This is a genomic window from Fictibacillus sp. 18YEL24 (assembly GCF_015903855.1).
In the GTDB taxonomy this organism is placed as follows: Bacteria; Bacillota; Bacilli; order Bacillales; family Fictibacillaceae; genus Fictibacillus; species Fictibacillus phosphorivorans_C.
In genome coordinates this window covers 299,646-321,089 of sequence record NZ_JACZDT010000002.1, presented here as the reverse complement: position 1 = coordinate 321,089, position 21,444 = coordinate 299,646, and the positions used below count along the sequence as shown (strand labels likewise).

Genomic DNA, 21,444 nt, shown 5'->3' with positions numbered 1-21,444 from the left:
CCAATTCCTCCTATCATAACTCTCTCTTTTCACACTGTAATACGACTGAGAATAAAGAAAAGTTTCGTAAATTATGTAAATTATTTACTTATCACATTACCACTTCTGCTTGCTTTTGGTATATGCTTTTCTCTTTTTGTAACGCGTGTTGAGATAAAAACACCCAGTATAACGAGCACACCGCCCGCTCCTTGATACCATGCCAGTGTTTCGTCTATAAAAATAACGGCAAAGATTGCAGCAAACACAGGGATCAGGTTCAAAAAGACTCCAGCTTTACTCGGACCCACCCGCTCAACCGCCGTATTCCAGGACATGAACGCAACGATTGATGCAAAGATTCCGGTATACAGGATGGTTGCAACAGTACCATATGACCATACTATTTCTTCTGTTTGCATCTCACGTATGGAAAATGGCAGCAAGATGAGGATGCCGAGAAACGCGGTTACGATGAACGTGCTGTATGTAGGAAGAATTCCCGCATATCTTCGAATAAGGAGCGAATAAATGCTCCAGCAGATCACAGCTCCGATCACGATTAAGTCACCTTTATTAAACGACAACTGGAGTAAAACTGTGATTGAGCCTTTTGAGATAATAAATAGCAGTCCAATGAGTGAAAGCATGGCTCCTGCAATCTGTTTCGCGTTGAGCTTCTCTTTCAGAAAAACAAACGACAATAAGAAAAGCAGGATAGGCGTTGATGTGTTAACGATGGATGCATTAATGGACGTCGTAAAGTGCAAGGCGATGTACAGAAGCGTATTAAAGCCCGTGATTCCAGTAATTGATAAGATGAGGACGACTTGCCAATGTTTTTTTAGCATCTGCCATTCTTTTCGTAAAAATGGTACAGCAAACGGAAGGAAAATGAGAAACGCCGTACACCATCGCAAAAAAGAGAGTGTTACAGGCGGTAAACTGCTCGCTATGGCACGTCCGATCACAAAATTCCCGCCCCAGATTAAGTTTGCGACCACTAAAAGTACATACGGGTTAACTTTTTGCATGGTGTGAACCACCTCTTTTTTGAGATTAAGTCGTTTTGAGCTTCAATAAGGTCATTTTCATAGTAGATTAAGTCTAATCAACCACGCATTAAGTCTAAACAGCTACCAATTAAGTCTAAAATCAAAAATAAAGGCCATTCGACAAACGGTGAACATAAAACATCGCCTGCCAGAGTCCTCCTAATCAGCAACTTCAAAAATCATTTTCTCCCACTATAGCAGACTATCTTTTAAAGTAGATATGGTCATTTCGCCTCAATCTAAAATTTGTAAGCTTTTTTCCTGTAAATCCACTTTGAATGCTGTACAATGGAAATTAAAATCATTGAAATACTTTACTTTATGAAGTAAAAAGCAGAAGAAAGAAGATGACATAATGAAAGCGTATCGGACGTATGTGATTTTATTCCTGGTGATGGTGGTGTGGGGGTTAAACGTAACAGCGACGAAAATTCTGGTTACGAACTTTTTGCCTGTTACAATCACTGGAATACGTGTTCTAACGGCGGGATTAACCGTATTTCTGCTTCTCTCTATTATAAAAAAAGTGCGGTGGCTGACGAAAAAGGAGTTTTGGTATGTCTTTCTGGCATCCATTTTTAACGTTGTCGCGCATCACTATTTCCTTTCGATCGGTTTAACCGAAACGACAGCCACGAACGGCGGGTTGATCATGGGAATGTCGCCGCTTCTCACGACCATTCTCGCTATCTCGTTTTTAGGAACGCCTCTTACTCTCTTAAAATCGATCGGACTTCTGCTTGGGTTCTCAGGCGTTGCGTTTATCGTTTTAGAAGGAAACAGTCAGGTAGCAGGGATCTCGTTCGGTGATGGATACATTTTATTATCTGTACTCACGCAAGCTGTAAGCTTTATCCTCATCAAGCGCGTGGCGCACACGTTAGATCCTCGACTCATGACCGGCTATATGATGGTGATCGGTTCACTGTTCCTGATCGTGATCGGATTGATCGAAGAGCCACAAGGATTTGCAGGTGTGGTTGAGAATTCGACCGTTTCGCTATGGCTGATCTATTTTGCTTCAGCTTGTATTGCTACGGCGGTGGGTCATATGCTCTATAATGAGGCGATCGGTAAAATTGGAGCATCAGAAGCTTCAATCTTTATTAACCTAAATCCATTTTTCGCTCTTGTGGGTGCATATCTCTTTTTAGGTGAACAGATCTTGTTTCAGCATGTTTTCGGATTTCTGCTTATCATCACAGGTGTCCTCTTAGGATCTGGAGCTGTTGAGGAGATACGGAACAAAAGAATGCGCAAAAAACATGCGGCTTAGAATGAGCGAACGAACATAAAAAACGACCAGAGATTAAAGATCTGGTCGTTTTTCTTATTACACGCTAGCAGACGCTGCTTTCTTCTTTCGTTTTTGCAAAACAACATTTTGAATCGTTAGGAACACATTCCCGACCATCCAATAAAGAGGCAGAACAGCGGCCAGCTTCCATGCCGAAAACAGGATAATGATCGGCATCACGTAACCCATCATTTTTATTTGCGGATTTGAAGCAGCAAGCTCAGTTGTACTCATTTTATATTGGATGAAGGTGGTTAACGCCGCTAACACTGGTAGCAGATGCAGAGGATCTGCTGTTCCAAGGTTAAACCAAAGAAAGTTGTGCAGAGCAATCTCTTTCGTTTTAATGATTGCATAATAAAATGCAAACAGAATCGGCATCTGGATCAAAAGGGGCAAACACCCCATGGATAACGGATTGACTTCATGTTTTTTATAAACAGCCATTAATTCATTTTGTAATTGCAGTTGAGACTCTCGATCTTTTCCTGTGTGCTTTTCACGTAGCTGTTGGATCTCCGGCTGAATCTTCTTCATCTTTTCCTGATTTTTCGTTTGTTTCAATGTTAACGGCATAATCAGAAATCGTATTACAACAGTTAAGATGATGATCGCGATGCCATAGCTATCGTTAAACAGATACGCCACATATTGGATGAGCTTTGAAAACGGGTAGATGAAAAAATGGTTCCACACACCCGGACTTTCTGCTGTAATCGGTGAGTTATTGCAGCCGGATAATAGAAAAATAGCAAGTAATGAAAGAATGGATACATATTTCTTCAATCTTTGTTCCTCCTTGTTTTTAAAAAAATTTAAGCAAACAAGGAGTAAACGTGCCCTTCTTTATCATCTGGTGTTTCTTTTCTAAACATTGTCCGTGCGATCTCGTCTCGAATAAAGCAATAGTTTTGAACGAGGTGAGAATCGTTCATCCTCTTCTCGGAACTTAGCCTGTCCTGTTTCACATGGTGATTTGATCTATGAACTAGAGATTGATTAACGACCGAAAGCTGCTTAGCAATAATGAACGTTAGTGCGATACTAATGGATAAAACTAATGCGTCCGTTTGATAGATCAGATCAAAAAACTCCATAAATCAAATCACCTCCTATACTTCATTATACAGAGTTTTCACCCTATAAATCTATGATATAGAGATTTCGCCTCTGTCGTATTCTTCGTGCCATGAACAAGTGCGCGTCCGTCTTTAAAAAGAACGAGGCGGTGACTTCCACTCTGAAGCTCTAGTAGGTATGGATTACAGCGAACTTCACCATGAGGCAGTAATCTCTTTTCCATCTCTCCCAAATCAATTTCGATCGTATGAGCCGGACGGATCTGAACGGTATCCCGCCCGCAAAGAACAGCTGTTTTTAACGCAGCACCTTTCTCAAAGTAAGGATACGTAGGGTTAGCCCCACAAGATGGACAATCTACCTTCTTCGCTTTTCCCATCCCTAATTGAACATGCTGATTCGTCCACGTATCAAATGTTACGATCTTCTTTCGAATGGATGCATAGTCTTCAACTAAAATCTTTAACGCCTCAGCTGTTTGATAAGCGGTGACCATCTGAACGGCTGGAGAGATAATTCCTGCCGTATCGCATGTTTGGCCGTTCGCTGGAATCTTATCGAGCAAACAGTTCAAACACGGTCCATCTCCAGGTAAAATCGTGTATGAGATGCCATAGCTCCCAACACACGCCCCATAAATCCACGGTATCTCATATTTCTGAGCTAGATCGTTAATCAACAAACGCGTCTCAAAGTTATCCGTCGCATCCATGATCAGATCGATGCCAGAGATTAATTCTTCTGCTTCCTCGATCCCCATGTCCATCACATGTGCTTGAATTTCTACTTCAGAATTAATCTGGTTCAATCTATTTTTTGCAGCTACTACTTTTGGCAGCTGTCTCTTCGCATCTTCTTCAGAATAGAGCTGCTGACGCTGAAGGTTCGTCCAATCCACATAATCGCGGTCAACGAGAACGATCCGTTTCACCCCTGCACGTGTAAGTGCTTCAGCGCTTCCTGCACCAAGCGCACCTGCTCCAACGATCAGCACGCTTTTTGTCCGTATTTTTGCTTGCCCATCTATACCGATCGGGCTAAATAATTCCTGCCTTGAATAACGTTCATTCACTTCACACTCAACCCTTCTAAAGGACTGCTCGCTGTTGCCGTTTCTTTTCTCGGGATTCTTCCCGCTGCATACCCTAGCTGCCCTGCTTCTACAGCCATTTTCATCGCGAGGGCCATCTTCACAGGATCCTTCGCACCCGCAACGGCAGTATTTAACAGCACACCGTCTGCTCCGAGTTCCATCGCGATCATCGCATCACTCGCACTGCCGATACCTGCATCAACAATAACAGGGACCTTCGTTTGCTCGATGATGAATTTTAAATAAAGCGGGTTGATGATTCCTTGCCCGGAACCGATCGGAGAAGCGGCAGGCATGATCGCATGTGAACCCAGCTCTTCTAATCGTCTAGCGAGGACCACATCATCTGAAGTATAAGGAAGCACGATGAATCCTTCTTTTAAAAGCTCTTCTGTTGCTTTTAACGTTTCCACTGGATCCGGCAGCAGCGTTTTGTCGCATCCGATGACTTCTACTTTTACCATATCACATAATCCCGATGCTTTCGCCAGTTTTGCGATTCGAACCGCTTCTGCCGCTGTTTTCGCACCTGCTGTGTTCGGTAACAATGTGTATTTTTTCAGATCAAGCATCTCTAAAAAGTTGGGCTGACTCGCTTCAAAGATGTTCATCCGTCGAACTGCAAACGTCAAAATCTCAGAACCAGATACCTCTACCGCTTCTTTTTGTGTTTTAAAGTCCGGGTATTTGCCTGTACCTAAAAGTAATCGTGATGAAAAGGAATAGTGTCCAATGTTTAACATACCATCAACCTCCGCCAACGAATCGAACAAGTTCGATCTTATCGTTTTCTTTTATTTGAGTTTCTCTTTGTTTTTGATTATCAATAATATCTTCGTTCACTTCTGCAATCACAACTTGGTCATGTAAGTTAAGGTGCTTCAGCAGATCTGTAATCGACTGCAAAGAATTAGGCACCATGACCTCTTCTCCATTTATCATAAGTTTCACGAATGATATACCTCGCTTTCCATATAGTCAGCAATTCTTTTTCCAGTAATGGCGGAAAGCAGAATGCCGTTTCGGTAATGTCCTGTCGCAAGAATGAGCCCCTCTTTGTGTGGAGAAGGACCGATATAAGGAATTCCTAATTCTGTTTGGGGACGAATGCCTCCCCATGCTTTTTCAAAACTAGCACCACTTAGTTCAGGAACGATCTGTTTTGTCTTCTCCATCAATTCAAAGAGACCTGAAAATGTAACTTCTTCATCAAAGACGTGTGGTGTACTTGTCGCGCCAACAAAAATTCGGTTTTCCCGCTTTGGAACGAGGTAACAGTTTTTGTATTTTACCGTACCTGTGAGCAGTGGACGCTGTGTTTTAAAAGAAAGACATTCCCCTTTTACCGGCACCATTTTTAGTGAAGGTTCTAGATCAGAGCTCCACACCCCACAAGCTACTATGACGGAATCAGCATGAAACGTTTCCTTTGTTGTTACGACACCTGTTACCCTGTTGCCAGTTTGAAGAAGCTGAACCACACTGGTATGCTCTCTAACTTCAGCTCCGAGAATTTTTGCTGATTGATAAAAAGCTTGGGTAAGTTTAACAGGTGACACTTGAGCATCTTTTGCATAAAAGAGAGTTCCTTTTACAAGTGAGGATATCGAGGGTTCTTTCCTAAGCAGGTCTTGTGCTGGGACCCAGAACACTTCTTCCCCTTGATCTTGACGCTTGCTCGCTTCTCTTTTTAAATCAACCGCTTCTTCCTCTGTAAAAGCAAGTTCATAGATTCCCTCCTGAATTAACTCGATGTCTATTCCACAAACGGTAAAAAGCTCCTGTGATAAAGAACTGAAGGAATCCCGACTTTCTTTTGCTAGTAGATAGAGGGGATGATTCGTCTCAAACTCCATCTCTGCACCAAGCATGCCAGCTGCAGCACTCGACGCTTTGCTTCCTATGGTCTCTTTTTCAAGAAGCAGCACACGTTTCTTTTGTTTAGAAAGCTCGTAGGCGATGGAACAGCCGATCACGCCGCCTCCAATAATGATGGCATCATACGTTGTGCGCATCACACACCTCCAGTTGTTGTTTGTACAGCTTCACAGCTTGTAGTGGTGATAGTGCCTCTAAAACGCCTGACATCACAGCGATTCCGGCTGCACCTGTTTTCATTACATCTCGAACATTTTCTGGTGTGATGCCTCCGATCGCGATGACCGGAATTGTAGTTTGATCTACCACATGTTGAAGCTGCGCTAAACCTCTTGGCTTCACATCACGTTTGGAGTCCGTTTTAAAAATATGACCATACATGATGATGTCGGCGCCGTTTTGTTCAGCATCCTGTGCTTCTGAAACGGAATGGACGGAGCAGCCGATCATCATTTCAGGCAGAGCTCTTCGCACTTGTGACACATCTAAACTGTGATGTGTCAGCTGAACACCTTTTACGCCTGTGCAAAGTGCCACATCCACTCGATCATTTACAATGATTTTAGTGGAAGGCACTCCTGTTTTCTGAAGACGTTCGATAAGATGACTGACTTCCTTGGCAGACTTTGTTTTTTCCCGTACGTGCAGCATCGTCATATACGGATGAATGCTTTCCGCTATAGTTACTAACTCTTCAACGCTTTGCCTTCCCGTAGTAATCACATGAAGCTGTTTTTCCACAATAAAAAACCACCTCCTTTATGCAGCAAAGAGGTGGTTTCACAGTTTTTAGTATTTATAGAGAAGTATCTGATCCACACACCACTTCCCTACGCTGGTTCTAACCAAATCAGGTTCCAAGGGTCTTAAAGTTCACTTTAATCTCAGCCTTAACAAAGGCACCCCTAGTGGTAATGACTATTTAGTTTTATATACTACTATTCTATCGGTTAAGGGCTTTCATAACAACCAGTAAAAGTATTTATAGGAATAAATAAGCTAGCGGAGTCGCTATAATCAATGCCAAAACCGTGCGTTGAAACCAGATAATTAGTAGTTTTGGAACACTGATTGGGATTTCTGTTGAGAGTACACACGGTATACTTGCGGATAAAAATAGAATGGAAGCTACGGATACGACGCCGATTACGAATTTCGTGACAAGTGCCGCTTCCGCTACTAAGAGTGCAGGCAGGAACATATCTGCAACACCGATGGAAGCCGCTTTTGCAGCAAGCATGGCATCGGGAAGCTGCAGGGCCCATGTGATCGGATAGAAAACGTAGCCCAACCAGTCAAAAACAGGCGTGTATTCTGCCAACAAAAGGGCGATTAAACCGACACTCATAATGGAAGGCAATATACTCATCGCCATCAGAAAACCGTCTTTTAAATTCGACCAGATATTAGTTAAGAATGCAGGAGCATTCTGAGAGGAATCCATCGCGTTTCTCCAAGCCGTTTGCAGGTATTTCTCATTCACCTCTTCTTCAGGCTGACCTTTCCCACCTGAATACGTATCATCCATCCTGCTCAACGGACGAATCCTCACTGTGATAGCCGTTACTAAGAAAGTGACCACAAGCGTCGTCCAGAAGTAGGTGTTCCACATTTCCATCAGCCCTAACGTTTTTGCCACAATGATCATGAACGTTGCAGAAACGGTAGAGAACCCTGTTGCAATGATTGCTGCTTCTTTCACCGTATACTTTCCTTCTTTAAACACGCGGTTCGTGATGAGCAGACCGATCGAATAGCTGCCAACGAAAGAAGCGACGGCATCGACTGCTGATCTACCCGGCGTTTTCCAGATTGGTCTCATGATTTTTTGCACAAGCACCCCAATGAACTCCATCAGACCATATCCTACAATAAACGCTAGAAAAACGGCACCGAGCGGAACGAGCAATCCAACAGGAATCACGAGTTTCTCAAATAAGAACGGCCCCATATTCGGATCGCTTAACCAGCTTGGCCCCCATTCAAAGTAAAGCAGGACAGCTGCAACGAGTCCTACAACTTTTAATAAAGAGAACGTAGTTGTGACTCGGTCTTTGTTCCACGTTTTCGTGTAGAACGGATAAACAGCACCGAGCAATATGACGAGCAATGCATAGAGTGGCACTGCTTCACCCGCCGTATCTCTTACCCACGTTACAAGGTGATCGAGTGGGATCGACGACTTTCCTTTCACTGTGATCGGAATGAAGAACATGAAAATACCAACTGCACTGAACAAAAGAAATTTTAACGAATGAGACCAAGAACCCGCAGTTTTCATTACTTCCAACTCCCTTTCCGTTTGATAAGCCTGGACTTGTCAGGCTCTCTTTACATCTTATCGGGACAAAGTTCGAAATATGACGAGTCGTGCTTGTACAATTTTCATAGGTTATCTTCCCTTTTTGTGTCTTTATATGTCTGATGACAGCGTGTCTAGGGAATAACATTGACATAATCAAAAGAACAGGAGTGTTTTGTGAATGAAGTATTTTATCAATGTAAACAAAAGTGTAGAAGAAGAGTATGGAAAGATGTTTGTATATGATCCTGAACGCAACAAGGAGAACGAAGACGAGCTGGAAGTGTTGAACAATCTAGACGAACAAGATAAAGGAAAACCTTATATTTTTCCGAAAACCTTCTTGTTAGAGGTTTCAGCTGAGGATTATGAGAGGTATGCTGAGGCGAAGAGAAGTAATAAAGATGTGAAATCAGTTACAGAGGCAATATTTGATAGGTATAAAAGATAAAGAGCTGCCGAATATGGCGGTTACTTTGCTCTATGGGTCAAACTCTCATTGCTATGAGTCTAAACTAGGCTTTTATGGGTCAAACTCGTCATCCTATGAGTCAAAAAAGATGTTCAATGAGTCCTGCATATTTCTATGAGTCAAAATCTAAGCTCTATGGGTCTAAACTGCCATTCTATGGGTCATTCCCCATTCTCCTACTCAAAAAAGGATGCCGCATCTTGAGGCATCCCTTTCTTACGGACGAATAAACATCTGTGTCCAATATGTCTTGTATCCTGTTGTACCTTTTATATAACCCACACCAATTTGTGTGAAGTTATCACTCAGAATGTTCGCTTTGTGACCTGGGCTATTCATCCAGCCTGTCATAACAGCACTTGTTGTCGTGTAACCGGCAGCAATGTTTTCTCCTGCTGAAGTATACTTGATCCCAAACTGCTTCATCATATCAAACGGTGAGCCATAGGTTGGAGACGTGTGGTCAAAATAGTTTTTCACGAGCATATCCCGAGATTTTTCTCTTGCTACATTGCTCAATGTAGGGTTCAAAGCTAACTCTTTCTTGCCGTTATTCAAACGGGTTTTATTAACAGAAAAGAACGTTTCAAGTTCATACACATTTTGCTTACTGATTGTTCCAGTGGATTGATGCGTTTTATATGTTGGATCAGTTAGATGTAGTGAACCTGTTTCTTTATAAGTTGCTGTATTTGAACTTCCATCCCAAGTTACATCATAGCCGTATGCTTCACCAACTAGACGGAGAGGTATGTATGTACGATTATTAATAATAGCTGGTTTGATATCAGATTGCTGAACATAGAATTTACTATTATATTGTTTTTCTAAAAATGGTGACTGAACATTGAGTGCAAGCTTAGCTGTTGTTCCGTATTTTGATAATTGTGAGGTAACCATGTTTGTTGTTGAGTTCCATTTCACTTCAGCGTTCATTGATTCGAAAACTGGTCTGAGCGGAACTAACAATCTATTGTTTTGCACAACAGGCTTCTCATCTGGGAAAACAACACTATTATTTCCAATCTTCACTTTAAATGATTCTGCAGATACGTCCGTGCTATCAATCCCTAAGAATAATAGACCTGCAGCAAGTAGACTCGCAAAATACTTCATATTCTTACCCCCTCTAAAATCATATATGAATATAGCATATTTTTTCACGAGTAAATCTCCAAAACAGAAACAGTAAAGAAAATGTAATGTAAGGAAAAAGATGCCGCTCCTCAAGAGAAGCAGCATCCTTCCAAACTAATTCTTATTAATCGTCATCACAATATCTTTCGTGTTCTTCCCAATCGCGCCGCCGTCATTTTTGAAAATAGTAGTTTTGTTTTCTTCTGACGGTTCGATATGAATGTTCAGCTTGTTCTCTCCTGCACTCAAGTTCACCGTGTGCGAGAACGTCATGTCATCATTAATCGTAACCGGCTGACCGTTAATCGTCATCACACCTTCTTTAATGGCATTTCCTTTTAGTGTGATCGTATCAGAAGTTACAGTCTGGCCATCCGTATGAGAGGTAACGACAACCGGCATATCGATCCATCGTAAGATCTTATCTTGAACGACCATCGCATTGCCGCCTTGGTTCGTAACAACAAAGCTCAGGTCTGTTCCTGTTGCACCGTATCCGTAATAACTTACATCATCATCGTTCGGATTACTCGGTGTATGGTCAGCAAGACCCTCTTGATCCCAAGAGCTGTTCTTTGCATATTTGTACGTGATCACTTCACCTTCTTGCGCTTCGAACGTATATTCATAATCGTTCGTAACTGCGCCGCCACGCGTCATCTTCCACGCGCCAGTGTTCCAGCCGTTCTTGCTGCCTGGCATCGTAACATCCACGCCTTGTGGTGTATAAGCTGGTGCGTTTACTTTCATTGTTACTTTTACCATAACAAGATCTGGTGTAACTTGAACGGCGTTAGACTTCACGCTGTTACCGGCTTTGTCGTAGATGTGAACTTCGTAACTGTAGACTTTTCCGTTCGTTACGTTCAAATCTTTGTAGATTGTGGCACTCGTATCGAGAACTTGGTCAATGACCTCACCATCACGAACGATTGTGAACAGATAAGGCTCGTTCGCTCCTTCTACAGACCACTTCAGATTCACTTGCCCTGACTCTTGCGCTGGTTCTTCTAATGTTACAGATGCTGCAGGAGCAGTCGTGTCATCGCCTTTTGTAAAGGTAACTGTCTTTGTTTCACTTGTGACCCACGTTCTGCCTAGATCGGTTGAGAACGCGTAACGATATTGATACGCTCCTTCTTTAAAAGGTAAGAAATCTGCGCTAAACGTGTTAAATTCTCCGTTTTGAGCGGTGTAAATTCCTTTGTGAGATGTCCAGTTCGTCTTGCCTGGTTCTTTTACTTGCAGTTCACTCTGTAATCCTTCTGCAAGATCCGTCTCTGTTTCACCTGTGATTTTGATATCTGCTGAAACCGTTTGTGGCTTAGATAGGTCGATCACGCCATTCTTTAACGCTGTTACATTTGAAATGTTATAGTTTCCGTTCTTTAACGCCACATGAGGAATCGCGGCTTTTGATTCTGTTTTTAGAGATTCATTGTTGTTTTTATCGATTGCAACGACTGCAAAATAATACTTGCGTCCGTTGTCCAAGTTATCGATCTTGATTGAGTTGCCTTTCGTTTCTGCTACCTTTTCATAAAAAGCACCAGAGATTGTGGTTTGATAGATTGCGTAACGTTTTGCCTCACCTTTCCATGAAAGCGAAACTGCGTGACTGCTTTCTGATGCTTTTACATATTTCACCGCTTTTGGCGCTTTCAGATTCTGGTGCTTAACCGAAACGAGCATACGACCGCTCATCGCTGGAACCGTTACTGTTAGCTTTCCATCCTTCACAGCTGTTTTGTACTTTTTGTTCAGCTGATCTGTTAGCTTTACGTTGTTTACGATCAGCTTCTTCACGTCAAGTTCAATGGTCTTTGATTCAGTGCCGCGGTTAGTAATCACAAGGGCCGCATTTTTCTTATCTGTACGAGCATAAGCTAGCACATCTTTTTCAGCGTATAGATGGTGAAGCTCACCATAGCTGAAGAGGTTGTGGTAATCACTTCGCACTTTTCCGATGTTTTGATAATGCTTGATTAGATCTTTGTCTTCAGAGCCCCATGGATACGTTCTGCGGTCATCCGGATCTTTAGAGCCTGTAACGCCCGCTTCATCTCCATAATAAAGAGTCGGTGCGCCCGCATAACCCATCTGTAAGATCGCCGCAAGCTTCAGTCGCTTCACACCTAGCTCATGATCGTACTTCGGATCCAGCTCAGCACGCTCGTAAGAATCTGTTCCGTTTCCAAGGATAAACGCTGCACGAGGTGTATCATGAGAGCCCATCAAGTTCATTAGCGCATAAAACGCTTCTTGTGGGTAATCTTCAAACACTGCGTTCATCTGGTTCTCGGCACCTTCTGCGTTACCGTTCTTCAAGTAATCGATCATCGCTCCGCGGAAACGATAGTTCATTACCGAATCATACAGATCGCCAAGGAAGTATTCAGACGCATCATCCCAGATCTCACCTAGGATTAATGGATCTTCTTTCTTACCTTCCTTAAGTTCTTTTCGGAACTCTCTCCAAAACTCTGTATCTACCTCGTTCGCAACGTCCAATCGCCAGCCTGATGCACCACGATCTAGCCACGATTTTGCAGCAGAATCTTTGTCATACATGATATAGTCTGCGAACGGCTTGTTGTTCAACTCAGAATCATAGTCTACTGCTTCACCTGGAACCGATTTGATCTCAGGAAGTGAGTCAAAGCCCCACCACGCCTGGTATTTATAAACACCGTTCACTTTTTCGTTCTCGATGTTAAACCAGTTATGAAAGCCGTATGGACTAAACTCTTGTCCTTCTTTCTTGAACTTCGCTTCTGTTTGTTTTTTTGCTTCTGTTTCTGTTAGACCTTTCGAACTCATCAGGTCGTAGATGCTTGCCCAATATTCGTACGCTCCGACCGTTTTGTATTTGCTGTAACGGTCAAAATAGATCGAATCGTCTCCAACATGGTTGAATACACCATCAAGGATTAAGTGCATCTTGCGTTTTTTCAGTTCTTTTGTAAAAGCCTTAAATTCTTCTGGTGATCCAAACATCGGATCCATCGCTTTATAGTCCGTCGCATCATATTTATGATTTGATGCTGCATGTGCGACCGGGTTTAAGTAAAGTGTATTAACACCAAGTGACTCGATATAGTCTAATTTCTTCTGGATACCAGCAATATCGCCGCCAAAGAAATCGTTTGACCAGATCTCGTCTCCGTCATAGCCTTCTGTTTCTGCTTGACGAGGGTTGTCCGGCAGCTCATTCCAATCTCGGTGCTCGATCGGTTCAGTGCCACGTGCCGTTGTTTTTGCTTTGTCGTTCTTTTTGTTTCCGTTATAAAAACGGTCCGGGAAAATTTGATATACAACAGATTCTTTCATCCAGTCAGGTGTTTTGTAAGACGGATCGTACACGGTCATCTGGAATAGAGCGGCGTTCGTATCGGCAGCTGCTCCTTTTCCACCTTCACCCGTATCTTCTCCGTATTCTTTTACCGCATCTCCATCGCGCGCTGTGAATTTATAGCCGTACACCCCTTTTTCTTCAGGTGTAACCGTAGCTTCCCACAGCTCGATGTCTTCGCCGTTCACTGTTGTCCAACCAGCGTTCACCATATCTTTTACCGTCGTATTGCCAGAGTTATAGTTACGAAGATATAGCTTCGCGCCAGTCAGGTCGCCCTTTTTCGTTTGCAGGCGGAGTGTTACGTCTTCTCCAGCTTTAATCGCTCCAAACGGCGCACGAAACGCTTCGTTCCATGTATCATGGTGAAGCTTGCCCGCGTTTACGCTGCCATCAGGAAGACCCGCGTCATAGTTCGTATACACTTCTTTTGTATCATGGTTGTAGAAAAACGTGATCTCTGCGTCTTTCAGTACATTTAATTTCATGTTATCTGCGGGGTAATTTGGGGCATCCCAATTGTTACCGAGCACTACTTTAAATTCATGTTTTCCTTTTGGTACTTGTGCGGTGTATGTGTAGATGTTGTCACCGTCTTCATCTTGTAAAAGGGCAGTCGATTCACCAGGCGTCCACTCGCCGCCTGCTCCGATATCCGGCTGAATATCGCCTACGATTCGCGGTGTTTTCTCAGCAGGAAGTGGTTCTGGAATCGTTAATTTATGGGTCGTATCGTCGTAAACAAATGTCACTTCTTTTTCCGTGTCGATCGTCAACTTATAGTTGTCGCCACCTTGTTTTCCTTCCACTCCATAGTTCTCATCCCATGAACCATTGATCGCAACCTTGTATTCATAGGTTCCGGCAGGAAGTTTTCCTGTAAGCTTGTACTTTCCGTTCGGTTGAAGTTCCATTTTTGTAGCTACTTCTGCCGGATTCCAGTCACTAGAACCACCAAGTTCAGATTGCAGATCTCCAACAAGCGTTACGCTGCGCTCTACTGCTTTTGTTGAAGATGGTTGTATGAGTAATGCAGATGCAAACGTTTGCAAAATTAGCGTAAAAAGCAATAACCAAGAAACCGTGTTGCGAGATTTCATCTTCCTCACTTCATTTCCCCCTTTTAGTGGTGTGCAAATTAGCGAAAGCGTTTGCACAAATACTTTTAAGATAACGCTTTCATTCCTTTTATTATGCCATGTTTTTAAATATTGGAAATGAGCCGTTCGGCTGATAAAGATGATCTTAAATGGGTATATTTTCATATTTTTCAGATAATACGGTATTAGGCGGGAAATTGTGCAGAGTTCGGCCGGATATTTTTTAAAAAACTGTCTATCTTACATGATTGTTTGTTGCTTTTATATCCTTATCACCTTGAAAGTTGATTGGAGTGGAAGGATGCGTGCCTACCACATGAGATACTTCTTGCAAGGCATGAGACGAGGAAGCTTACTGCGATAGCATTAACTTGTAGACGCAGGAGCAAGTATCATAAAGAATGGTAGTCCTAAAAGTGAATGCGGCTCACCGCCTGCCCTGTGGAAAGCGAGCAGCCTGGAACGGAGATCAACATCTCACCTAAACTTTAAAGATACAGCCCCAAACAAAAACCGGGTCCTCTCTAATAGGTAGAGGCCCGGCACTTCTTTTATCTTATTCAGCTGACTCTTCTGTTGATTCCTCATCTGTTGAAGTTTCTTCTTCTGTAGAACCTTCTTCATCGGTCGTTGTTTCTTCATCTTGAGTCTCTGTTTCTTCTGTGTTTGTTTCTTCATCCGTGTTCGTGTCTTCCGCGTTGTTACATGCAGTGATTAACATAATTGCCAAAAGAGATGCTCCGATTTTAGCCAAAAACGTTTTGCTCATTGTTCAATTGCTCCCTTCGGATTTTCATTATGATTTTTGCATGAGTATGGGATTTCTTTGTCCCTGTTCAGAATATATCATGAAAAAAACCCGAAAAGACGCAATTTACCAAGTCATAACGGAGACTTTACAATACTAAAATCAGCTTTATATTAGCTTAATAATTATAGATCATAATGCAGCACATATTGCGGCCCGACTGGACCAGGTTTGATCTGGCCACGATCTACAAAGCCTACTTTTTCGTAAAGTTTTTTTGCAGGATCATTTTTGAAGTTTACGGCTAAAATGAGTTCGTTTACTTCCGGAAAGTGTTTGGAAACAAACAGTGGTAGCTGCAGCATCGCCTCTTTTGCGTACCCTTTTCCTTGCTGGGGATGATTGATGGATAGCGCACGAATCACCATCGCGTTTGGGTTTGCGGTAAAATCTCCAATGTTTTCACCTATATGCAGGACGAAAAAACCTACTGTATTGCCGTTTTCCTCAATAACCACAGGATGACGACCCCGATCTTTTTCACACTTTTTTAAGGCATCACTAGGCATAGCCGTGAATTTTTCTTGCTCCTGAGGTAAATAAAATGCGTTTAACGCGTCTCGATGTATCTCATTAAAGAATGTAAGTGTAATGTTTGCCATCTATGTAACTCCTGTTCAGTTTTATAGGGTAACAAGTGATTCTGCAGCTTCCAGCCACGTTTTTGCCATGAGTTCGTTTCCTTTTCGTCTCATATGTACACCGTCTGTTGTTAAGGACACATCTGGCTTTTTGGTTAGATGGTTGAGGAAAATTTCATGCGTAGGTACGAGCACTGCATCAAATTCTGTTGCTAACTTTCGGACCACTTCCACATAAGGAATCAACAGCTGATTTCCTTGAGATCCTGTGTTTTCTTTTATGATCGTAGGTTCCATAAGGACAAGTTTTGTTTTTGGTGAAAGCTGCGTTAACAACTCCCGATACACTTCCTCAAATTTAGAAGCATCCACCTGTTCCAATTGAGGGCTGTCGAGCTGTCTCCACACATCGTTGATTCCGATGGAAACAGATAAAAGGTCAGGCTCAAGATCAATTACATCTCGCTGCCACCGGAAAGCGAGGTCTGTCACGCGATGTCCGTTCACACCTTTATTAATCACGGTTACTTCCTTTGGCAAAACTTCTTTAATCATGCGAACATACCCGTCCCCAAGTCGATCTGGATCTGTGTTTTTATTTGAAGCTGTAATGCTGTCACCGATAAAAATAATCTTCATATCCATTTCCCTCCCTGTTTTCTTTATTCTATTTTATCATGTTGAAGCGAAATGTTAGGTTTTAGAGGATTTTACATACTTTCTTTGAATATCTATAAAAAATCCTTTTTTAAGGAGGACGTATCATGCTTGAAACAGCCGTTCAGCAACCGAAAACGTTCGGCCAAACGGAAATGAGGCCGTCATACCGAATGGATTTACGTCAATATCGGGACAGAAAAGAATATGAAAAGTTTGTAAAAGTAAATACGGTGAACGATTGGTCCACTGTGACGTGGAAAGATATTGGCAAGCCGTATGAAGTGACTTCTTTTTCAAAAGAAAAAACAGAGTGGGAACAGACGCATGGTGAGATGCTTCCGGTTCATACGTCCTGGACGATGTTCAACCAGTCCTTTCACGAATGGTTCTCTAAGGATGTCCCCGTTGAGATTGGAGAGAAAAAGGGTGCATTTTTGAAAAGTTTAACAAGCTTTAAGCCTAGCGAAATAAAGACAGCTCTTGGTGATTACGTGCGGATCCACCTCTGGAATTATGTGCACCGCATTCAGGACGGCATCTGGGATCCGCGCGGAAAGAGAGCTTTGTTCGAGGGACTGGACGTGGATAAACCTCGCATTCTATTTTTAGGTGCCGCTGAAGGATATGAGGCGATGCAGCTATCTGCGATGTACCCTGACGGCGAGGTGGTGATGGTCGATTACGATCCGTTCTGTAGAGATGCACGGTTCGCAGAATTTCCTGAGTCTTATCCGTTTTTGGGGAAAAATTCACGAACGGGCGGAGATAAAGTTTATTATAAAAACGACTTCAACATTTCATATGTTGTAGATGATATCCGCAATCTGCCATATGGTAGAGAGTTCGACATTGTGCTCAGCGTTGGGTTGTTAGAGCATTTTCCTGACTCTATGAAAGCTGAAGTTGTTGAGTGGCATCGAAAATTCTTGAAACCGAGCGGCTATATCGTGATGACAACACCTCGTGCGCAAATGCGTTCCAAGCTATATTACGAGATCATGGCGGATGTGATGAACCATACGTACCGCGAGCTGATGACATTAGAGCAGATGGGACTCTATCTGCATGAAAATGGTCTGGAGATCATGCGCCATGGGTACATCAAGGTGCATAACGGGATCGTGGCGAGGGCGAAATAGACTTCAAACCTGGAGGGAGCTCCAGGTTTTTTATTTTGATTTCGATGGAAGATTTCCGGTCAGCAAGTTTTCTAAAGTAGTGTGATCAAGCAGATCGGCAACAACATCTCGAACGAGACGCCATAAAGGCTGTAACAGACAAGCTTTATCTTCTAGCGGACAATATTCATAGGCTGTAACGCTCACACAGCTCATCGGAGCGAGCGGTCCTTCTATATCACGAACAACTTCTCCAATACAAATCTGTGAAGGCAATCTTTTTAGCGTATAACCTCCACTTGCCCCTCTTTTACTTTTCACATAGCCTAAGTTTTTTAAAAGTAACAGGATCTGTTCCAAGTAATTAGAAGGAACAAGGGTCTCTCTTGCAATATCCTTTGTTTGAACAAGCTGCGGGTATTGTGCACCTAACACGATTAACGCTCGAAGCGCATATTCTCCTTTGCTCGAGATCTTCATACCCCTCCTCCTTCCCATCTCTATCACTCTATGGTTAACCGTTCGATATATTCCATGATTCGTCCATTTATTATGCGGTGCCGTAACGCTTGTCCCTTAAGCCTCATACCTTATATAAAGGCGACTTCGTTTATCAACAATGTCGTCAAAGGCAGCAAAGGGGAAATGGAAGTTGGATTTTATACAAAAAATTGAGCGTGTATTTCGCACGTTTTCACACATAAATAGAGAAGATGCAGAAAATATCTTGCTACAGCTCTCTCCTACTTTTCAGGATGTAGAGAAACTATTAACAACTCCACAGGACTTGGAGTATGGAAGGAATGTAATTTTTAAAAATGAACTTGTCGAGGTTCTATTAATCTTCTTACCTCACTTCTCAAAAACGCTCGTGCATGATCATGGGTTCTCTTCAGGATGGATTTATGTTGTGGACGGTTCTGTGTTGAATCTTCTGTATGCGAAGGAAAAAGATGGTGTGAAGTATGAGAGAAATGAGTATTACCAAGAAGGTGAACTGTTTTCTGTGGAGGGAGATACGACCCACGCCATGTACAACCCTTCGCTCTCAGCCACGGTGACTCTTCATATCTATTCTCCTCCACTCGGGACTGGGCAGGTGTACATGCCGCATGAATAACTATGGTGAATCATTTATTCATAGCTTAAAAGACGCCCGTTCGGTTTGGCTGAACGGCAGTGTGACAGATGTGACGACAGATCCTCATTTTGCTGGGACATTATCTACCATCAGCTCTTTATTCAATATGATGGGTAGTGCTGAGCATCAGGATAAGATTAGCGTAGTGCAGCATGTTAGAGAGCAACAGCAGCGCATACACACGTCTTTTCTAGTTCCTCATTCACAGGATGATCTGCTAAAAAGAAGAATCGCTTTTGAAACTTGGAGCAGAGCGACTTCAGGCGTGATGAGCCGGTTGTCCGATTATGCCCGATCTCGTTTAACAGGATGGTACGGAAATCGTTTGGCATATGACACTTTCGATAAGCATTTTGCTGAAAAAATAAAAACGTATTATGAAACAGCACGAGATGAAAACCGTTTTCTAACGGTTGTTCAGCGAGATCCGCAGATTAACCGGAGTGTGAGTGGCGAGATTCTTGCCGAAGAACTTGGCCTTCTCCGTATCACACGAAAAACAAGTGAAGGGGTGTATGTTAGTGGTGGCAAGATGATCGCTACAGCCGCTCCGTATTCCAACGATCTCATCGTATTTCCTGTTGCAAAATGGGGTGAAAAGGAGAAGACGTTGGCTAGTGCGCTGATTGTTCCGGCGAACAGCAAGGGATTGCATATGATCTGCCGCGCAGGGTTTGATTCTGGGAATGTGTCGCGTGCTGATTATCCTCTTAGTTCCGCTTTTGATGAGATGGACGCGGTCCTGATATTTGATGATGTATTGATCCCATGGGAAAGAGTATTATTGTACGAAAATCCAGACGCGGTTTGGCAGTTCAAAAATGACCCTGTCGCCAACGCTCTTGCCTATCATCAAGCGATTGTTCGTCTTCAAATAAAATTGGAGTTCACTGCTGCGATCGGGCATGCAATCGCAGAAAGCATCGGAGCCAATCAGTATTTGCACGTACAAGAAAAATTAGGTGAACTTCTTATGCAGAGTGAAACGATCAAAGGGCTTGTCATTGCGAGTGAATCGGCGGGTAAGTGTAATGGTCAAGGCATCTTTCTGCCGCACTTTTCGTTTATTGAAACAGCAAGAAATCTCGGTACCACGTATTATCCGCGCGCGATCGAATTATTGCAGTTGATCGGAGCTGGTGGATTCATGCAAACTCCGTCAGTTATCGCTGATTTCGATGGACCGATCGGCCATATGTTGGAGAAGTATTATAAGGGTAAAAACGTTGATGCTGTTGAAAAGACAAAATTGTTTAAACTGGCGTGGGATCTGATAGGCAGTTCGCTAGGCTCGAGGCACGAATTGTACGAGCGTTTCTATGCCGGCGATCCGATTCGAAATAAAGCCGCTCAGTATACGGGGCATGATAAAGCGGCTCTTAGGAAGATGCTTGATTTGTATTTGTAATAGTTGATGATGTATATACGCTCTGGTGTAACAATCTCGGTAACTTATAAAAGTTGTAATATGTCGAAAATCGGATAAATAAATTTATACACGGAATTATTGAGCTTATACCCGGAATTAATGAGCTTATCTGCGGATATAAAAGGAATTACCTCGTAATTATTAAACAGCGATCGTCTTGTGCGGACATATAGGTAAAGTGTCGTTTCCTAAAGTACACTACAACAAGATATTTAATTATTATTCAGCTCTGATTTTGAATAGTTGTGTCTTTCAACAAGAATTCCCTAATTTCTGAAACAGAGTTAATAATTTTTGTAGGTTTTATAGCCGTAAGTTCTTCCAATGAACCATAACCGTATGTAACTCCTATTGAATCGATACCTGTGTTATGTGCCCCGATAATGTCATGCTTTCTGTCACCTATCATGATGAATGATTCCTTTGGTTGATCGCTGTAATGGTGAAGTATGTGCTGGATAATCTCTGTTTTGCTTGTACGTGTTCCATCGAGATTGCTGCCAACGATCAGGTCAAAATGGTGGTGGATGTTGAAGTATTTTAAGATTTCTTCAGCAAAAACAGTAGGTTTAGAAGTTGCGATAACTAATGTATGGCCATTATCACTCAGTTCTTGAAGAAGTGATGGTATACGTTCGTAAAGTGTATTCTCGTACATGCCTATGTCTTTAAATCTTTCTCGATAGAACGTGATTGCAGTTTGAATCTGTGGTTCGTTAAAGGAATAAAATTCTAAGAAAGATTGTTGAAGCGGCGGCCCGATAAAAGATTCTAAGTGATCCAGGTTCTCTTCTGTGATCCCCATTCTCTTGAGGGCAAATTGAACAGATTTTGTTATACCGATTTTAGGATCAGAAAGAGTGCCGTCTAAGTCAAACAAGATATATTCATAATTCTTCATCATACTATATACTCCTTCGCAGCCATATTTTGAAAGCTTAAAATAAAAATAGCATAAAAAG

Annotated in this window: 21 protein-coding genes and 1 riboswitch; of the genes, 5 read left to right on the top strand and 16 right to left on the bottom strand. The window is 42.5% G+C overall.

What is annotated here, in order from left to right:
* Positions 1 to 80: 80 nt before the first annotated feature.
* Positions 81 to 1,013 carry a DMT family transporter gene (locus HU823_RS07035; protein ID WP_197221562.1) on the bottom strand — a complete coding sequence of 311 codons (933 nt, stop codon included), beginning with the start codon at positions 1,011 to 1,013 and terminating at the stop codon, positions 81 to 83.
* A gap of 376 nt (positions 1,014 to 1,389) precedes the next feature.
* Between HU823_RS07035 and HU823_RS07030 the strand changes: the two genes are divergently transcribed.
* Positions 1,390 to 2,310, top strand: coding sequence for a DMT family transporter (locus HU823_RS07030; protein ID WP_137791071.1), 921 nt, complete (start codon positions 1,390 to 1,392; stop codon positions 2,308 to 2,310).
* 57 nt (positions 2,311 to 2,367) lie between these two features.
* On the opposite strand, the gene yidC is transcribed toward HU823_RS07030, so the two are convergent.
* The 8 genes from yidC to HU823_RS06990 all read right to left on the bottom strand — a co-directional run bounded on the left by yidC (position 2,368) and on the right by HU823_RS06990 (position 8,663).
* Complete coding sequence (gene yidC, locus HU823_RS07025) at positions 2,368 to 3,117, bottom strand: membrane protein insertase YidC (RefSeq protein WP_197221561.1); 750 nt, start codon at positions 3,115 to 3,117, stop codon at positions 2,368 to 2,370.
* Between the two features lie 29 nt (positions 3,118 to 3,146).
* Entirely contained in the window at positions 3,147 to 3,428 is a 282-nt protein-coding gene (locus HU823_RS07020; protein WP_144697037.1) for a hypothetical protein, read from the bottom strand.
* Between the two features lie 38 nt (positions 3,429 to 3,466).
* Positions 3,467 to 4,483, bottom strand: a complete 1,017-nt coding sequence (locus HU823_RS07015) for a MoeB/ThiF family adenylyltransferase (RefSeq protein WP_197221560.1) — start codon at positions 4,481 to 4,483, stop codon at positions 3,467 to 3,469.
* Positions 4,480 to 5,247, bottom strand: coding sequence for a thiazole synthase (locus tag HU823_RS07010; RefSeq protein ID WP_197221559.1), 768 nt, complete (start codon positions 5,245 to 5,247; stop codon positions 4,480 to 4,482). The genes HU823_RS07015 and HU823_RS07010 overlap by 4 nt, the downstream gene beginning before the upstream one ends.
* Before the next feature lie 4 nt (positions 5,248 to 5,251).
* The gene (thiS, locus tag HU823_RS07005) at positions 5,252 to 5,446 is read right to left on the bottom strand and encodes a sulfur carrier protein ThiS (RefSeq protein WP_231607380.1); all 195 of its coding nucleotides are present in this window, start codon (positions 5,444 to 5,446) and stop codon (positions 5,252 to 5,254) included.
* A 5-nt stretch (positions 5,447 to 5,451) separates the two neighbouring features.
* Positions 5,452 to 6,519 (bottom strand): glycine oxidase ThiO, encoded by a 1,068-nt coding sequence (thiO, locus tag HU823_RS07000; RefSeq protein WP_197221558.1) that lies wholly within the window; start codon positions 6,517 to 6,519, stop codon positions 5,452 to 5,454.
* Positions 6,503 to 7,123 carry a thiazole tautomerase TenI gene (gene tenI / locus HU823_RS06995; protein ID WP_197221557.1) on the bottom strand — a complete coding sequence of 207 codons (621 nt, stop codon included), beginning with the start codon at positions 7,121 to 7,123 and terminating at the stop codon, positions 6,503 to 6,505. Before tenI ends, thiO begins: the two co-directional genes overlap by 17 nt.
* 69 nt (positions 7,124 to 7,192) lie before the next feature.
* Positions 7,193 to 7,299, bottom strand: a riboswitch (TPP riboswitch).
* A gap of 65 nt (positions 7,300 to 7,364) precedes the next feature.
* Positions 7,365 to 8,663: a YjiH family protein gene (locus tag HU823_RS06990; protein WP_197221556.1), complete on the bottom strand. Its 1,299-nt coding sequence runs from the start codon at positions 8,661 to 8,663 to the stop codon at positions 7,365 to 7,367.
* A 202-nt stretch (positions 8,664 to 8,865) separates the two neighbouring features.
* Here HU823_RS06990 and HU823_RS06985 point away from each other — a divergent pair, with 202 nt between their 5' ends.
* Positions 8,866 to 9,135, top strand: a complete 270-nt coding sequence (locus HU823_RS06985; protein ID WP_197221555.1) for a hypothetical protein — start codon at positions 8,866 to 8,868, stop codon at positions 9,133 to 9,135.
* A gap of 237 nt (positions 9,136 to 9,372) precedes the next feature.
* Here the strand turns inward: HU823_RS06985 and HU823_RS21845 are convergent, their stop codons facing one another.
* From HU823_RS21845 to HU823_RS06960, 5 genes are all read right to left on the bottom strand, one after another.
* On the bottom strand, positions 9,373 to 10,272 hold the full coding sequence (locus tag HU823_RS21845; protein ID WP_231607324.1) for a stalk domain-containing protein: 900 nt from the start codon (positions 10,270 to 10,272) through the stop codon (positions 9,373 to 9,375).
* A 135-nt stretch (positions 10,273 to 10,407) separates the two neighbouring features.
* Positions 10,408 to 14,745 carry an alpha-amylase family glycosyl hydrolase gene (locus HU823_RS06975; RefSeq protein ID WP_231607379.1) on the bottom strand — a complete coding sequence of 1,446 codons (4,338 nt, stop codon included), beginning with the start codon at positions 14,743 to 14,745 and terminating at the stop codon, positions 10,408 to 10,410.
* 556 nt (positions 14,746 to 15,301) lie between these two features.
* Positions 15,302 to 15,514 (bottom strand): hypothetical protein, encoded by a 213-nt coding sequence (locus HU823_RS06970; protein WP_197221553.1) that lies wholly within the window; start codon positions 15,512 to 15,514, stop codon positions 15,302 to 15,304.
* A 164-nt stretch (positions 15,515 to 15,678) separates the two neighbouring features.
* Positions 15,679 to 16,155: a GNAT family N-acetyltransferase gene (locus HU823_RS06965; protein WP_197221552.1), complete on the bottom strand. Its 477-nt coding sequence runs from the start codon at positions 16,153 to 16,155 to the stop codon at positions 15,679 to 15,681.
* A 21-nt stretch (positions 16,156 to 16,176) separates the two neighbouring features.
* Positions 16,177 to 16,773: an SGNH/GDSL hydrolase family protein gene (locus HU823_RS06960; protein ID WP_313957511.1), complete on the bottom strand. Its 597-nt coding sequence runs from the start codon at positions 16,771 to 16,773 to the stop codon at positions 16,177 to 16,179.
* A 125-nt stretch (positions 16,774 to 16,898) separates the two neighbouring features.
* Here HU823_RS06960 and HU823_RS06955 point away from each other — a divergent pair, with 125 nt between their 5' ends.
* Complete coding sequence (locus HU823_RS06955; RefSeq protein WP_197221550.1) at positions 16,899 to 17,933, top strand: class I SAM-dependent methyltransferase; 1,035 nt, start codon at positions 16,899 to 16,901, stop codon at positions 17,931 to 17,933.
* Positions 17,934 to 17,963: 30 nt separating this feature from the next.
* On the opposite strand, the gene HU823_RS06950 is transcribed toward HU823_RS06955, so the two are convergent.
* On the bottom strand, positions 17,964 to 18,392 hold the full coding sequence (locus tag HU823_RS06950; RefSeq protein WP_197221549.1) for an RrF2 family transcriptional regulator: 429 nt from the start codon (positions 18,390 to 18,392) through the stop codon (positions 17,964 to 17,966).
* A 172-nt stretch (positions 18,393 to 18,564) separates the two neighbouring features.
* Between HU823_RS06950 and HU823_RS06945 the strand changes: the two genes are divergently transcribed.
* Together HU823_RS06945 and HU823_RS06940 are read left to right on the top strand one after the other, a co-directional pair.
* Entirely contained in the window at positions 18,565 to 19,032 is a 468-nt protein-coding gene (locus HU823_RS06945; protein ID WP_197221548.1) for a cysteine dioxygenase, read from the top strand.
* Positions 19,025 to 20,461, top strand: a complete 1,437-nt coding sequence (locus HU823_RS06940) for a 4-hydroxyphenylacetate 3-hydroxylase family protein (RefSeq protein ID WP_197221547.1) — start codon at positions 19,025 to 19,027, stop codon at positions 20,459 to 20,461. The genes HU823_RS06945 and HU823_RS06940 overlap by 8 nt, the downstream gene beginning before the upstream one ends.
* 244 nt (positions 20,462 to 20,705) lie before the next feature.
* On the opposite strand, the gene HU823_RS06935 is transcribed toward HU823_RS06940, so the two are convergent.
* Complete coding sequence (locus HU823_RS06935; protein ID WP_197221991.1) at positions 20,706 to 21,383, bottom strand: HAD family hydrolase; 678 nt, start codon at positions 21,381 to 21,383, stop codon at positions 20,706 to 20,708.
* Positions 21,384 to 21,444 lie beyond the last annotated feature (61 nt).

Excerpts from the sequence above, each read along its gene's own strand:
- thiO (WP_197221558.1), bottom strand. The coding sequence starts at position 6,519 with ATGCGCACAACGTATGATGCCATCATTATTGGAGGCGGCGTGATCGGC.
- HU823_RS06940 (WP_197221547.1), top strand. The coding sequence starts at position 19,025 with ATGAATAACTATGGTGAATCATTTATTCATAGCTTAAAAGACGCCCGT.
- HU823_RS07030 (WP_137791071.1), top strand. The coding sequence starts at position 1,390 with ATGAAAGCGTATCGGACGTATGTGATTTTATTCCTGGTGATGGTGGTG.
- HU823_RS06960 (WP_313957511.1), bottom strand. The coding sequence starts at position 16,773 with ATGAAGATTATTTTTATCGGTGACAGCATTACAGCTTCAAATAAAAAC.
- HU823_RS06950 (WP_197221549.1), bottom strand. The coding sequence starts at position 18,392 with ATGAAGATCTCGAGCAAAGGAGAATATGCGCTTCGAGCGTTAATCGTG.
- HU823_RS06965 (WP_197221552.1), bottom strand. The coding sequence starts at position 16,155 with ATGGCAAACATTACACTTACATTCTTTAATGAGATACATCGAGACGCG.
- HU823_RS21845 (WP_231607324.1), bottom strand. The coding sequence starts at position 10,272 with ATGAAGTATTTTGCGAGTCTACTTGCTGCAGGTCTATTATTCTTAGGG.
- HU823_RS06990 (WP_197221556.1), bottom strand. The coding sequence starts at position 8,663 with ATGAAAACTGCGGGTTCTTGGTCTCATTCGTTAAAATTTCTTTTGTTC.
- HU823_RS06970 (WP_197221553.1), bottom strand. The coding sequence starts at position 15,514 with ATGAGCAAAACGTTTTTGGCTAAAATCGGAGCATCTCTTTTGGCAATT.
- HU823_RS07020 (WP_144697037.1), bottom strand. The coding sequence starts at position 3,428 with ATGGAGTTTTTTGATCTGATCTATCAAACGGACGCATTAGTTTTATCC.
- HU823_RS07035 (WP_197221562.1), bottom strand. The coding sequence starts at position 1,013 with ATGCAAAAAGTTAACCCGTATGTACTTTTAGTGGTCGCAAACTTAATC.
- HU823_RS06985 (WP_197221555.1), top strand. The coding sequence starts at position 8,866 with ATGAAGTATTTTATCAATGTAAACAAAAGTGTAGAAGAAGAGTATGGA.
- HU823_RS06955 (WP_197221550.1), top strand. The coding sequence starts at position 16,899 with ATGCTTGAAACAGCCGTTCAGCAACCGAAAACGTTCGGCCAAACGGAA.
- HU823_RS07010 (WP_197221559.1), bottom strand. The coding sequence starts at position 5,247 with ATGTTAAACATTGGACACTATTCCTTTTCATCACGATTACTTTTAGGT.
- HU823_RS06935 (WP_197221991.1), bottom strand. The coding sequence starts at position 21,383 with ATGAAGAATTATGAATATATCTTGTTTGACTTAGACGGCACTCTTTCT.
- HU823_RS06975 (WP_231607379.1), bottom strand. The coding sequence starts at position 14,745 with ATGAAATCTCGCAACACGGTTTCTTGGTTATTGCTTTTTACGCTAATT.
- thiS (WP_231607380.1), bottom strand. The coding sequence starts at position 5,446 with ATGATAAATGGAGAAGAGGTCATGGTGCCTAATTCTTTGCAGTCGATT.